At 40.3% G+C, this 14363-nt stretch carries 11 protein-coding genes; all 11 read left to right on the top strand.

The features are described 5' to 3' along the window. The first annotated feature begins 2 nt into the window (after positions 1–2). The 11 genes from glmM (at position 3) to QZ076_RS06330 (ending at position 14300) form a co-directional block, all read left to right on the top strand. The gene (glmM, locus tag QZ076_RS06380; RefSeq protein WP_293711389.1) at positions 3–1391 is read left to right on the top strand and encodes a phosphoglucosamine mutase; all 1389 of its coding nucleotides are present in this window, start codon (positions 3–5) and stop codon (positions 1389–1391) included. A gap of 424 nt (positions 1392–1815) precedes the next feature. Then, positions 1816–3636, top strand: a complete 1821-nt coding sequence (locus QZ076_RS06375) for a histidine kinase (RefSeq protein ID WP_293711386.1) — start codon at positions 1816–1818, stop codon at positions 3634–3636. Beyond that, positions 3633–4400: a response regulator transcription factor gene (locus tag QZ076_RS06370; protein WP_293711383.1), complete on the top strand. Its 768-nt coding sequence runs from the start codon at positions 3633–3635 to the stop codon at positions 4398–4400. The genes QZ076_RS06375 and QZ076_RS06370 overlap by 4 nt, the downstream gene beginning before the upstream one ends. A gap of 173 nt (positions 4401–4573) precedes the next feature. After that, positions 4574–5278: an FHA domain-containing protein gene (locus tag QZ076_RS06365; RefSeq protein ID WP_293711380.1), complete on the top strand. Its 705-nt coding sequence runs from the start codon at positions 4574–4576 to the stop codon at positions 5276–5278. A 32-nt stretch (positions 5279–5310) separates the two neighbouring features. Continuing rightward, positions 5311–6876, top strand: a complete 1566-nt coding sequence (locus tag QZ076_RS06360; RefSeq protein ID WP_293711376.1) for a serine/threonine-protein kinase — start codon at positions 5311–5313, stop codon at positions 6874–6876. 13 nt (positions 6877–6889) lie between these two features. Beyond that, positions 6890–7921, top strand: a complete 1032-nt coding sequence (locus QZ076_RS06355; RefSeq protein WP_293711373.1) for a serine/threonine-protein kinase — start codon at positions 6890–6892, stop codon at positions 7919–7921. Next, the gene (locus QZ076_RS06350) at positions 7918–9273 is read left to right on the top strand and encodes a protein phosphatase 2C domain-containing protein (RefSeq protein WP_293711370.1); all 1356 of its coding nucleotides are present in this window, start codon (positions 7918–7920) and stop codon (positions 9271–9273) included. Before QZ076_RS06355 ends, QZ076_RS06350 begins: the two co-directional genes overlap by 4 nt. Before the next feature lie 12 nt (positions 9274–9285). After that, entirely contained in the window at positions 9286–9876 is a 591-nt protein-coding gene (locus tag QZ076_RS06345) for an FHA domain-containing protein (RefSeq protein WP_293711367.1), read from the top strand. 30 nt (positions 9877–9906) lie between these two features. Continuing rightward, positions 9907–11490, top strand: a complete 1584-nt coding sequence (locus QZ076_RS06340; protein WP_293711364.1) for an FHA domain-containing protein — start codon at positions 9907–9909, stop codon at positions 11488–11490. 1 nt (position 11491) lies between these two features. Then, a complete protein-coding gene (locus tag QZ076_RS06335; protein WP_293711361.1) occupies positions 11492–13021 on the top strand; it encodes a WG repeat-containing protein in 1530 nt (509 codons plus the stop codon). 16 nt (positions 13022–13037) lie between these two features. Then, entirely contained in the window at positions 13038–14300 is a 1263-nt protein-coding gene (locus QZ076_RS06330; protein ID WP_293711358.1) for a hypothetical protein, read from the top strand. Positions 14301–14363: the final 63 nt, after the last annotated feature.

Raw genomic sequence — 14363 nt, 5'->3', positions numbered from 1 at the left:
TTATGACACTTATTAAATCTATTTCCGGTATCCGCGGTACAATCGGCGGAGCACCGGAAGACGGACTAAATCCGTTAGCCATTGTGAAGTTTGTAGCAGCTTATGCAACCTTCATTAGAAAAAGCACAAAAGCAACATCAAACAAGATCGTAGTAGGACGTGATGCCCGTATCTCTGGCCCGATGGTAAAACAGGTGGTTTTAGGTACGCTTACGGGAATGGGTTTTGACGTGGTAGACATTGACCTGGCAACTACTCCCACAACCGAGTTGGCTGTAGCTATGGAAGGTGCATGTGGCGGTATTATTTTGACTGCCAGTCATAATCCAAAACAATGGAACGCATTAAAATTGCTGAATGAAAAGGGCGAATTCCTGAATGCGGCAGAAGGTGCAGAGGTTCTGGAAATTGCCGCTTCTGAAAGTTTTGAATTTGCAGATGTCGATCATTTAGGAAAAGTGATCGTTGACAATACATATAAACAGAAACATATCGAAAGTGTACTCAATCTCGACCTGGTTGACGTAGAAGCTATTAAGGCTGCTAACTTCCGTGTCGCTATCGATGCCGTAAACTCTGTAGGTGGTGTTGTATTGCCTGATTTACTGTATGCTTTAGGTGTAAAAGAAATCTTCAAACTACATTGTGCTCCTCATGGTAACTTTTCTCATAATCCGGAACCTCTTCCTGAGAACCTGACTGAGATCTCTGACCTGATGAAGCATGCCAAAGCAGATGTAGGTTTCGTTGTCGATCCGGATGTAGACCGTTTGGCTATTATCTGTGAAGATGGTGATATGTTTGGCGAAGAGTATACATTAGTGGCAGTAGCTGACTATGTATTGAGCCATACTCCGGGTAATACGGTAAGTAACCTGAGTTCAAGCCGTGCCTTGCGTGATGTGACCCGCGCCCATGGTTGTGAATATAATGCTGCGGCAGTCGGTGAAGTGAATGTTGTAGCCAAAATGAAAGCAACTAATGCGGTTATTGGCGGTGAAGGCAACGGTGGTGTGATCTATCCGGCCAGCCATTACGGTCGTGATGCTTTGGTAGGTATCGCTTTGTTCCTGACTCATCTGGCAAAGAAAAAGATGAAAACAAGCGAACTGCGTGCCAGCTATCCTCCGTATTTTATCTCCAAGCAGAAAGTACAGCTTACTCCGGAGATTGATGTGGATGCTATTTTAGCAAAGGTGAAAGAAAAATTCGCTCAATATGATATTACAGATATCGATGGTGTGAAGATTGACTTCCCCGATAAATGGGTTCATCTTCGTAAAAGTAACACCGAGCCGATCATCCGTATCTATGCAGAGGCTCATACAATGAAAGAAGCTGAAGAGATAGGCGGCGAGTTGATTGCGGTGATTAATGAGATGTGTAAGTAAAATTCAATACATATTGTAATAGACGAAAGAGGATGCTCGAAAGAGTATCCTTTTTTTGTATATATATACTTTGTGGATTTCGCTTTTATTTGTTTAAATATGATATTTAATCGTGATAATGAAACTTTATACGTTAAAATGGATTTGAACGATTGTGAATGTCATAATAATTTATGTCCTTTGTTAAAAAGGGAAGGTAAGTATGGAAAAACAACAGTTAACGCCATGTGGGGTATTCATTATCCTGTTTAGTATACTCTTAGGCTGTTCGTTTCAGAAATCATCAGTAAAAGATGTTGAAACGGACAGAGTTGATTCTTTGCTTTCTCTCTATGCGGATTCTTTGACTGTAAAGCCGTTAGATGTTATTTCTATATTAAGAACCTGTCAGAAGAATGTGTCGGATAGTATAAATTATTATAATTTGGAACAAACGATTTCCTGTTGTTATTATTTCAGTAACCGGGGTGATTCTGCATTCCTACTGAGTGATCGGATTCTACATTATATAGAGGAACAGCCAGATAAGGGAGGTCGCTTGTTGAAGTTATCGGCTGATGTCTGTAATGGCCGGGGCGTTTTCTTCCAGGATATTAATCAGTGGGATTCTGCAATTGTTTATTTGCATAAAGCTTTGGATGCATCGAGAAATATTCAGGATCGGCAGCCGGTCATAAATATATATATTAATATGGCAGACTGTTATCAGCATCAGGGTGATTATGAATGGGCAGGTTTCTATTATCGCAAGGCTTTGTTTCTCTCAGACTCTTTAGGTGTTAGCGATAAGATGAATTATCCGATTTATTCAGGATTGGCAAAACTCTATCAGGAGTTGGAAAACTATCCGTTATCCGATTCTTATTTTCAGAAAATCGAACAGTATTGGGATAGAGGATCGGATTATGAAAAGTATTTTCTGGCCAATTCCCGAGGTAACTATTATTATGTGACTAAGGAATATGATAAAGCCCTGGTTTGGTTTCAACGGGCAAATGCGATTGTAGCGAATTTTTCTCAACCAGTCTATCAGGGGATTGTGGAAGGTAATATCGGTGAGATTTATTTACTGAAGGGATTGCCCGATTCTGCCCGTTTTTATCTGGATCGTGCTGTTAATTTTTTTGGACAATATGCTTTACAGCAACCTGGCATAAAGTTTTATATAGATGGCTTACTGGCTTCTTTAGCTTTACAGGAAAATAATTTGCAGGAGGCAGCCCAGCTCTTGGAACAACCTTATGATACACTTCGCACAGATCTTCAATACCAATATTATCATAATAAACGACTGGAGGAATTATACCGGAAAAAGAATGACTATGCTAAAACTTATTATTACAGAAATAAAGCAGATATCTGTCAAGATTCTTTACGGAATATAAAGGTAGAGAATAGTATCCGTGAAACGGATTTTCGCTACCGGCAGGATACGACCCTGCTGAAGAAAGATATTTATATTGCTTATGCAGAGACAAAAGCGCAGCGGTGGATGTGGTTTGCCTGCATCACCGGTTTGTGTTTCATTATTGTTGTTTTATTATTGTTCGGTGTGCTGTTTTGTCTCCGGAGAAAAAAAGAACTTAATTATAAACGGCAAATGGAGACAATAACCTGTTTACGTATGGCTGTTATTAGAAACCGGATTGCTCCACATTATATATGTAATGTCTTAAATTCAGTGATACCGGCTTTTCGACAATACAATGACCTTTCCGAGCCTGTTAATTTGTTGATAGATGTATTGAGAGGAGATTTGTTATCATCCGAACAGTTGGCTGTTTCATTAGAAAAAGAAATCAGTTTTGTAAAGAATTATCTGAAACTAAAAATGTTGAGTGATCCGGATCGTATCTGTATCGAATGGACTATTTTTCCAGAAGTGCCTTTGGAGACGCTTATCCCTTCCATGTTTATCCAGATACCGGTTGAAAATGCTGTAAAATATGCATTCAATGGTGATTGCTTGAATCCGGAGATCAGGATAACTGTTAGAGTAATGGATGACTCTCTTCATATAATAATAGAAGATAATGGTCTTGGGTATGATCCCGGAGCACATGCTGGTGATGAAAGAAGTACTGGTCAGGGACTGAAAATAATATATCGTACAACAGAACTTTTGAATACCTATAATTCCCGAAAGATGCGATTCTCTATTCGGAATTTGCAATTGGATTCAATGACAGATCATGGGACTTGGGTTCAGTTGATTGTTCCATTTAATTATAACTTTGCTTTATGAATATGAATGAAATTACTACTATTATCGTTGATGACGAACCTGCTTGTATCAAGACTTTAGAATGTGACCTATTGCGCTTTCCGGAAATACGTACGGTAGCAACTTGTACGACACCGGATAATGCAGTTCGCGAAATTGTTCGTTTACAACCGGACTTATTGTTTCTTGATGTCGAAATGCCCGGTATGTCGGGGCTGGAACTTTTAAGCCGGATACAATCGGATATTCATCCGGGTATGCATATAGTATTCTACACCGCTTATGATAAATATCTGTTGGATGCAATACATGCGTCTGCCTTCGATTATTTACTGAAACCGTATAAGTTGAAAGAGTTGGACAATCTGATAATACGCCTCCATACACATATCGGAAAAAGTGAGAAAGTAAATCTGGAGCAATCTTTGCGTAAATTGTTGATCCAAAATACCAAGTTTGCGGTTCAAACCATTTCGGGTCTGGTACTGGTCAAATATGAAGAGATTCTTTTATTTCAGTACCTGAAAGATCAGCGTTGCTGGCAAATGATACAGACTGACCGCAAACAGCATAAGCTCCGTATGAGTACGACTGCCAAAGATCTGTTGGGAATAAGTTCTTCTTTTGTGCAGATCAGCCAGGATTGTATTGTAAATCTTAATTATCTCTGTTCGATTGAGAATGTGACGTTGAAATGCAGTTTGGCTCCATCTTTTTCCGATATAGTACTGACCGTATCGCAAAGGTATTACCGAAGGTTGAAAGAGGCTTTGGAAATATTTTAGTTGTTTTGTAAATACTTTGTTTAAACATGATTTTGATGCGGTTAAATAGGTATCTGTTTATATAAACGTTATCGTTTGAATTCTGGGCATAGGTATGCTTTTTAATTTGATATATTTGAACATAATAATGTAAAAAATATACAAATAAATAAGTTCTATTAATATTTAAAGTTATGTCACAGAATAAAACTATTGTGCCGGGAATGGCAGGAGGTCCATTCTCTGATAGGAGAGATGGTAATGCTTTTTATTCCAGAGACGCGATTTCTTCAGGGAAACAACACAAAGGTACCATTGTGACGGGAATGGAACAATGTGCTCCAGGGGTGACTCTTAATCCTTCGACTGAGCAAAATGTGTCGCCTGTTATCGGTTTTCTGTACACAATATCCCGCCAAGGGATTGGTGAATATTGGCCTTTGCATATAGGATCTAATCTGATCGGCAGTTCGACTGATTGTGATATCTGCCTGAAAGAGAAAACTGTATCCGGTAACCATGCGGCATTAGTAGTCCGTAAAATGAAAAACACAGATAAAGTAATTGCTTCTATAAAGGACGACAGTTCGAAGAACGGGACTTTGGTTAATGGGGATGATATAGGGTTTGGCGGACATGAATGCTTTAACGGAGATATTATCACTATTGGATCCGGATATGAAATGTTACTGATATTAGTTGATGCACGGGCACTTGGTTTGCGAGTGTCAGAAAACTTTATACCAATGGAAGAGGAAGATAATGAACCATTCGGTAATCCGGTAGTCGATTATAATAATTTTAACCCTTACGATCATAATAGCCGACCAACACAGGGGGGAACTATTGCTATGGATGGCTCCAATCCTATAACATCTGGAGGAACGGAATTTATGTAATTGTATAATTGTTTTTTTAGAATTACTGTGTTATGCCAATAATCAGATTACAAGGAAGAGAAGAAAAAGCACAAGGTATTTATTATGAATTTGACTATGCGGATGAGCCGTTGGGAGTCGGAGGCATGGGGAAAGTTTATAGCGGACGTCGAATTATTCAGGCTACCGGGGCAACAACAAATGTAGCAATCAAATTTATGTTTGACGATCTGCCTCAAAGTGTGATCGAGCGTGCTCGACGTGAAGCTTCTATCCATATACAAAATGAGAATTTGGTTGAAATGTTAGGTTTCATTCAGATTGACGAAAAATTAGCATCCGGAGAAATACATCAACGTTATCATGTGGTAAGCGAACTGTTGGACGGGGTGATGCTGAACGATCTGTTGCAAGGGAAGGTCACTGATCGTCATGGCGAGATAGTCCCTTTCGCTCAGAGTTTGTATATGGATTATATGAATGATCCGTCTCATTTTGCAGTACTTATCATACGGAATATATTATCAGGAATAATGGCATTGCATGATAAAGGATATATCCACCGCGATATAGATCCTACAAATGTGATGATTACACGTGAAGGTAAAATCAAATTGATCGACTTTGGTATAGCCAAGCAACTGTCGACACTCAGTACGCAGGATAAGTCGTTGACTACTACGGGACAGTTTATGGGCAAGGCTGTTTATGCTTCACCGGAATTGGTATTGGGAGACGTCAACTATCAGAATAGGACAACTGATATTTATGCGATTGGTATTATGTTTTTTCAGTTGATTGTCGGGCATCCGCCTTTCGAAGGTGCTACCCATGAAGTGTTGGAGATGCAATTACATAAGAAAGTACCTCTTCAACTGATAAAGCAAAAACAGTTTCGCGAAGTCATCTCAAAAGCAACTGCTAAAAAACAATCGGAACGTTATCAGACAGCAGCAGAGTTCAGGGTTGCGGTGGAACAGCTGGAAGGGCTTGCTTTGCAAGATGCTGCACCTCGTTTATTTTTGAACAGGAAGAATATGCTTTATCCCACAGTTGCGATTGTTTTGATCTTATTCGCTGTCGGTATTTATTGGGGAACACAATCCGGAGAAAAAGAAATTGAGACGAATGAAGAAGCCAATGTCTTCACCCTTATGGATTCTATTCCCGAGGTCATTTCTCCTTATCAGGAAACTGTTGCTCTTTTGATGGATTCGCTATCGAGTAAAGAGGGCTTCACCCAGTTGAAGGAGTTGGTGGATAGAAATCCGTCTAGTGAAGCTGCTTACTTATTGGGACGTTTGTATTATTCCGGAGAAGAAAATAATGATTCGGTTAAAATAATGCAAAAGTATTTATCGGAGATACTTGTTAGCGATAATGCTAAATCGCATGATATGAATGAGTTGTCAGTGTCGTTGGATAGCCTCAATTATAAGTCTTTGTATGAGTTAGGTTGCGATTATTATTCCGGAGAGATGAGAACCGGCGGGGTAACTTCCCGAAATGTAGACAAAGCCATTTTGTATTTCCAGCGTGGCATGCAATTGGCGGAACAATCCGGGGATGCAGACTTTCAGGAAAAATTCGGCAAACGTCTAAAACAACTTGGACAATAACAAACTTGGAGATATGAATTCGCAAAGGGATAAGAGGAGAGAGGCACAGCCTAAAGCCAATGTCATTAAGAAGGGTAATGACATGTTTCTCTGTGTGAATAATGAATGGTTCGTTTATTCTGTTTCTTCCCAGCCATTAGGAAGCGGGGCGATGGGGACAGTCTATCTTGGCCGGTCGTGTAGTACACATGAAAAAGTAGCGATTAAGCGGGTAAATGATACATATTCGAATCTTCCTGCCATCCGGGAGCGTGCCCGTCTGGAGGCTTCCCTCCTTTTCCGCCATCGGAATCTGGTGGAGATGATCGGCTATTGCGAATGTAATCCGTACAACGGTCCGATATTTATTATTAGTCGGTTAGTGTCGGGGATCACATTGGACGACCATGTCAGTTTGCATTTAAGGAACCGTCCTGACTTTGTAGAGAAAATATGTCACTCTGTTTTCCCGGTAATGGATGCTTTAGAATATTTGCATGCTAAAAACATTATCCACATGGATATAAAGCCATCTAATATTATGATAGAAAACGGCTCGAATGTTCGCTTGATGGATTTAGGGATCGCATTTGCCAGTCATAATAATTCGGGTGGTTCCATTCCCGGATCCGGCTATGGATCCGGATTGGGGGGAACTCCCCAATATGCTGCTCCCGAGCAAATGAATCATGGTAAAGAGGCTCTGGTCGCAGTCAATAAAACAACTGATATTTATGAATTAGGAATGACCCTGTATGAGTTGCTGGCCGGAAATAACCCCTTTGATTGTCCTACTATTGAAGAAACACTGGAAAAGCAAAAGCATGAGATATTGCCTGCTATCCCCGGTGTGTCTGAGAAGGTAATGTCTATTATATTAAAAGCGACGGAGAAAGAACAAAAGAAAAGATACCAGACTGTTCGTGAGTTTAAATCTGATTTGCAGCAAGCTATAATAGTCGTCATTCCCTGGTGGGAAAGACTTTTGTATAATCCTTATTTTATCGGAGGTATCATCGGTATTATACTCGTTTTGATTTTATTGATCTTAACTAATATTCTATGAGCAAAATAAATACATCATTGCCCTATAGCGGATTTATAGATTCCCGCCAGGGAGGACGTCCCGAAAATCAGGATAGCTGTGGGTTTGTGGATACAGCCAGAGGACTGTTGGTCGTTGTCTGCGACGGAATGGGAGGTGGTCCCGGAGGCAGGACGGCTTCTTCGCTCGCAGTAGAAACGATCATTAGGGAAATACAGAAAGCTGGACAGGCTGAACACTCGGGACAGGTAATAAAACAAGCCATAAAGACAGCCAACAGACTTATCTATAAAAAAGGGTTGGATACAGCTTCTTTACGTGGCATGGGCTCTACTGCTGTGGTCCTGTTGATAAATAAACAATCTGCAATTATAGCTCATGTGGGCGACAGTAGGGGGTATCAATTGCGCCGAGGGTCAAAAGTGTTTCGCACGTTCGACCATTCAATGGTTTTCGATATGGTCAGACAGAAGGTACTTACAGAAGAGCAGGCCCGCTTATCTGCACAGTCGAATCTGATCACACGTGCTTTAGGGGTCAAACCGGAAGTGGAAGTGGAGATAACGGAACGGGCTTATGAGAAAGGAGATCGTTTCCTGCTTTGTACCGATGGCTTGTGGGGAGCCATGCCTGAAAAGGAATTTATCAAAACGATAGGGAAAATGGCCTCCCCCGAACAGCTTTTGGATACAATGATGATTACGGTCGATGAATATGGATTCCGGAATGGTGGAGGACATGATAATCTAACCGGTGTTTTAATTGAAACAATGTCAAATTCTACACGAAAAGAAAAAATGAGTACACGTATAAGAAACATAGTAATTGGGTTGGTGATCGTTTGTATAGGCAGTATAGCGGGCAATATTATTCAGTATTCCGGCCCGTTTACCCGGATCGGCCAGGATGTGATGGATTCATTGAATGTACAAAAGGCGGGCATCGACCAGTTGAGGCAGGAGAATGCTGACCTGAAAGCTGCCAATCAGCAAATATTGAAATCTATTAATGAGTTTCTTTCAAAACAAGACATCCGGGCTGCACAGAAGATTATTAAGGAAGAGAATGATAAACAGGAAATCATTGATAAGTTGGATGTAATCATTTGCAGGTTGGAAGAACTTGGCAATATGCAAAGTGGAAAAAAGAAGAACAAAGAGATCGATCAACTGATCTCTGAAATAGAAGAGATAATTCCTCCATTGGAAAAATATAACATCGGAAAAGATGAATTCTCTGATTCTAACAAAGGAATTATCGGCTATCTGAAGCAAAAAATGGCGAAAGGAGAAGGCGATGAAACACTGGGTCATTATAAGAAGATTATAGAAGAAATACAGAGTATAAAAGAAATAGTTAATAGCTCAAATTAAACAGGTAGTGTTATGAAAGTTTTATCAATAGGGCGGGATAATGCCTGTGATATTATATTGAATGATGAGAAAGACTTGATCAGCCGTCGTCATGCCATTCTGTATATTACCTCTTCAGGTAAAATGACATTGGTTGGTCAGGGGCAGAATGGAACCTATGTAAACGGGATACGGATAAATCCCAATATCCCTTATCCGGTAACCCGGAAGGATATTATTTCTTTTGCCCATGTCAAACAATTGGATTGGAAACTCGTGCCCAACCGCTTTGCGTTGATACGGGCGCTTATACTGATTTTGATCATAGTTCTGGTTGTAACGGGTGGTATGCTTTTCTTTATCAACCGCGACCGTCATCCGGTTGTCAACGAGGCGTCGGACAATGTTCCGCCTGTCGAAGTAGCCGACGATACGGTTCCGAGTCCCCAAAACGATTCTACATCAGCAAAAAAGGTGATCCCTCAGGTGTTGCCAAGCAAGGAAGCGTTGAAAAAGAAGAAAGAAGAAGAGGAAAGGAAAGCAGCAGAAGCTCAGAAGAAGAGAAAAGAAGCCGAGAAAAAGGATAGTGTGAAGCCGGAGAAAGTAACTCCGCCGATTATATAAGAAATGCATTATGAAATAGGAGGATATGATATGAAGCTTTTAACGATAGGAAGATCGCCTTCCTGCAACATAGTATTAAACAGCGAAAAAGTAAGTTCGCTACATGCTGAAATTACCGTATTGGATAATGGCGATATTTTTCTGGAAGATAAAAACAGTACGAACGGTACATTCGTAGGAAACAATAAGATCAATTCCAATGCGGAAGTACCAATTCGACGAGGGGATTATATACGCTTTGCTAATGTTGAGTTACAGTGGGCATTGGTTCCTGCTCCGGAAGATAACAGCCGGTATAAAGCAATTTATAATATCGGTAGTAATTACAGGAATGAGATACATCTCGAAGGAAGTACAGTCAGCCGTTTTCATGGCAGCCTGAAAATAACGAAAGACGATAAGGCTTTTCTTATCGATCATAGTAAAAACGGGACAACGGTTAATGGAGTGAAAATTCTTTCGGGAAAAGAATATAGAGTAAAGAAAGGCGATGTCGTTTCTTGCGGGGGTGTTTCTGTCGACATTTCCAAATATATTCCCTCTTCCAATTGGATAAAGATAGTAGCGGGAGTAGCTATTGCTGCTGCTTTAGCCGGGGTTGTTTTTCTGGCAATATCCGGAATGAAGCCCCCGGTCAGGGAATACGCTTCTGCTTCCACTTATGTATATGCTTATTATTATTATCAGGTGGAGTTTATCGATGATCCGTTCCAGTTTGGTCCTTTAACAGTTGATGCAACCTATACCGTATCGGATAAATACCCGATTCCTTATAGCGGAACGGCCTTTTTTCTGGACAGGAAAGGAAGGATGGGTACTAATCGCCATGTAGCTGTTCCCTGGGAGTATATTAAGGAAAAAGAAAAAGAACAAATTTCTCAGAGTATAGCAACTATCAAGGAGGAGCAAATACCGGTTAATCAAATAAAATATAGTGAGGACCTGGATCGTTTAGGAGGTGATCCCAAGCAAGAACTTAAACTGGGAACTATCGTTCGTGCTCTGATAGTTAGTGAATTAAATCAAGGAATTCCTACTTCTGTTGTCCTGAATAAATATAATGGATTGATAAACCGGTTTAAAACCTCTCCGATTAAAATTACTGGACGTATGGCTTATATGGCTGTCGGATATGCTAAACGCAATTATTCATCGGAAGCCGAATTTGACAGATGTACAGTGGTAGCCGAGTCGGGCGATAAAGATATAGATCTGGCCATTCTCCAGTTGAATACAAAAAAGACACCGGAGAATGTAGAACTTATATATGATATTAAAAAGGCTCGTATAAATTCAAAAGAGCTGAATCCCCAGGAAGAGTCGCTGTATACGATAGGTTATCCGGCCGGCTTATTGATGGCATTGACAAAAGATCATCAGGGGATAGAACCTGAAATACGTGAACTTAAATGTAGTAAAACACCGGGGAAATATAATTTCGAGTTTCAGGGCGAATCAATAGGTGGAGCCAGCGGTTCTCCTATTTTTGATAAAAAAGGAAAGCTGGTCGGCGTTTTATGGGGAGGATGGACTACCGGTGCGACGTTTGGGTTAGCCTGTCATATTAAGTATTTGAAAGAAATGTATAATAAAGTAGCCAGTGAAGATGAATAGTATGAAATTATTAAGCTTACTCGCAATAGTATTTCTGGCATCAGTCTTGTCTATTGATGCTCAAACTGTGACATGGAGTATTAAGCCTGCGTACACAAATATTACTTTGTTTGATAACGGAGTATATAAAGTGAAAAATGGAACGAAGGTCGGCTTGATCGATGAAACCGGAACGGTTATTGTCCCCGTTACTACCGATTCTATTACCGATCCGGTGGAAGGATACTCCCTGATGTTGGGATTCGGAGAAGAAAAATACCGGTTGGAGGGATTTGTGGGAAACGATAAAAAAGTGATTCCCGTGCCTGCCGATTATTACGTGGACCAGTATCCTTTTTTCTCAGACGGCAAACTGCCGGTGTGCAACAGTAAAGGAAAATATGGTTTTATCAATACGAACGGACGTTTAATTATTGGCTTTGAGTATGCAACGATTCATCCTTTTTCGGAAGGGTTGGCTGCGGTCAGTAAGAAGAATTTAATAGGGAATATGACCTCACTGATAAATAAGAAGAATAAGGGCAGTGTATTGTATATTGATGAGAATGGGCGTCCGCTGACTTTGCAGGCTGAGATAGAGAATATATCTTCCGGTACAACCTTTAAAAACGGGGAAGCACTGGTTACATCTAAGAATGATAAACAGTATATCATTAATACAGCAGGTACTATTTTACGGGAAGGCTATGACCAGCCTCTGATTTTTGATGAAAAATATTGTCTGGTTACGGATAATGCCAAACAGGAAGAACCCCGGCAATCGACAATCCTGTATGACGGTCCGACTACATTCTCTGAAAATGGATTGTATGGTTACAGGTTGAATGATAAAATCGTCTTGCCGCCACAGTTTTCTGAGGCGATGCCTTTTAGTAAAGGATATGCTATTGTAAAGAAAGACGGAAAGAAAGGTATGTTGAAATTAATAAAAGGAACGTTTGTGATACAACAGAATAAAGGTTCTTTGTCTTCGACAGACTCAGAGAAAGAAGCGATTGATTATGTGGCAGAAGTGCCGGACGAATGGAAGAATGAAACATTGAAACTTTATTATCTGGATAAGGAGGAGAAGAATAGTATCAGTGCCTCGTTGCCCGGCAGCGCAACGAACAGTCGGACCTTCTCGTTTTTACTGCCTACCGACAGAGACGAGGGGCAAGTGATGCTGGAAGGACAGAACCTGATACTTTACAAGACTAAAGTAGAAGATAAGAAAAAAAATGCTGCATCAGCCATAGAGGTTACCGTTGTTTCGGAAACTACGAAAGCGAACGCAAAAGATAATGCAATAGTTTCGGTTCGTTTGAAAAATAACTCGGAAGAATCGTACGAAATAACGGTCAATATCTCTGGCGACCGCTTAAAAGCTGTAAAGAAAACGCTTACGCTTCAAGGAAATAGTGTGGAACGTATTTCTGCCAGTTTTTATAAAGTGACTAAAAAGGAGAAACGTGCGATGACAATCGAAACCTCTTTTAGAGATAAAATAAGTAAAGAGATATGGGTTGTTCCGTTTTTTACGGAGTTATAATTAGTAAGATTAGTTTATGAAAAATATACGATTGCTTATTGGGGTACTATTGTTTTTACCGGGATTCATAGTCAGGGCAAATCCGGTGGAACGTATCATTTTAAAGAATGGTTCTGTTTTGGAAGGGTATATATCGAATCAACATCCGGGGAAAGACATTACGTTTTTGTCGGAAAGGTCGACAGTCTATTTGCCTTCGTCGGAGGTCAAATCGATGGATATTCTCGAATATAATTTGGAAGATGTATCCGCTGAATGGCAGAACTGGGCGAAGGAGAACGGTGCAATTCGGCATGATGGGAAGAAATCTGTATTCAAATTGGCTCATATCGTGAGGCAGGCTGGATCGAAGGAGAAGCAGGATATTCGGAATGTCCGCATATTGGAGCAGGGGGCTGTCGTTAAATATCTGGACCTGTCGCCCGATACTTTCTTTTTCGACTGGAAAGATGTGGAGGCTATCGAGCGTGACAAACGTGATAAAGCGCAGTTGAACGGCTTAAATGATCTGATTCTACTAAAATCCTCTTCGAAAGAACTGGAAGGACAGATTATCAGACAAGTTCCCGGCGAGCTGGTCAGCCTGCTTAAAACAGACGGGGTAGTAGAAGTTCTTAAACAGGAACAGATCATCCGGCAAAAGAAGGTTAAAATAAATCCGGAACAAAGTCTGTTTGAGCAGAGCCAGTTATTGGATATTGTCCGGATAGAGGACGGTCGAAGCATTAAAGGTATTGTAGTAGACCAATATTACGGTACCGATAAAGAACCGGGGTATTTGTTGGTACAGACTTCTGCCGGCGAAACAAAGAAGGTGGAACACAAGGATATCCGTGAAATGCAACGCGAGGAAAACCCGGAGTATAAAGAGAAAAAAGATATCCTTTTAAATAAAGGTGATTTATATATCAACCGGAAACCGGTTACCAACGCAATCGTGGAAGAAGATGAGGAATTAATAACTATTTTACCAGAATCCGTGCCTGTTGTATTATCATTAGATTCTTTACATCAGGAATTGGTTGTAGAAACGCGTTTGGAAAATGAATATGATGTGGAAGGTTGGCTTTTATTGCCGGTTAGTCCTAAACCAATAAATAAGAAAGAATCGCGTAATGGGTTTACTTATAAAGAAATGATTACTAATGGCATTCATTATACAAGTAAGGAAACGAGTGTGAATGGCACTACCAGACTCGTCTATCCTTTGACAACTCCGGGTTACTACGTTGTATATGCGATGAAAGGGAAACGTATTATTCTCTGTTTGATAAAGTAGTGCATTTAGGAATAAATTTATCTCGCTTATTTGTACTTGTGAAAGTATAATCGTTATCAGCAA

The organism is uncultured Parabacteroides sp. (assembly GCF_905196875.1).
In the GTDB taxonomy this organism is placed as follows: Bacteria; Bacteroidota; Bacteroidia; order Bacteroidales; family Tannerellaceae; genus Parabacteroides.
The sequence above is the reverse complement of the archived record's forward strand: the minus strand, read 5'-3'. Positions and strand labels throughout refer to the sequence as shown.

Excerpts from the sequence above, each read along its gene's own strand:
- QZ076_RS06330 (WP_293711358.1), top strand. The coding sequence starts at position 13,038 with ATGAAAAATATACGATTGCTTATTGGGGTACTATTGTTTTTACCGGGA.
- QZ076_RS06340 (WP_293711364.1), top strand. The coding sequence starts at position 9,907 with ATGAAGCTTTTAACGATAGGAAGATCGCCTTCCTGCAACATAGTATTA.
- QZ076_RS06355 (WP_293711373.1), top strand. The coding sequence starts at position 6,890 with ATGAATTCGCAAAGGGATAAGAGGAGAGAGGCACAGCCTAAAGCCAAT.
- QZ076_RS06345 (WP_293711367.1), top strand. The coding sequence starts at position 9,286 with ATGAAAGTTTTATCAATAGGGCGGGATAATGCCTGTGATATTATATTG.
- QZ076_RS06335 (WP_293711361.1), top strand. The coding sequence starts at position 11,492 with ATGAAATTATTAAGCTTACTCGCAATAGTATTTCTGGCATCAGTCTTG.
- QZ076_RS06350 (WP_293711370.1), top strand. The coding sequence starts at position 7,918 with ATGAGCAAAATAAATACATCATTGCCCTATAGCGGATTTATAGATTCC.
- QZ076_RS06365 (WP_293711380.1), top strand. The coding sequence starts at position 4,574 with ATGTCACAGAATAAAACTATTGTGCCGGGAATGGCAGGAGGTCCATTC.
- QZ076_RS06360 (WP_293711376.1), top strand. The coding sequence starts at position 5,311 with ATGCCAATAATCAGATTACAAGGAAGAGAAGAAAAAGCACAAGGTATT.
- QZ076_RS06370 (WP_293711383.1), top strand. The coding sequence starts at position 3,633 with ATGAATATGAATGAAATTACTACTATTATCGTTGATGACGAACCTGCT.
- glmM (WP_293711389.1), top strand. The coding sequence starts at position 3 with ATGACACTTATTAAATCTATTTCCGGTATCCGCGGTACAATCGGCGGA.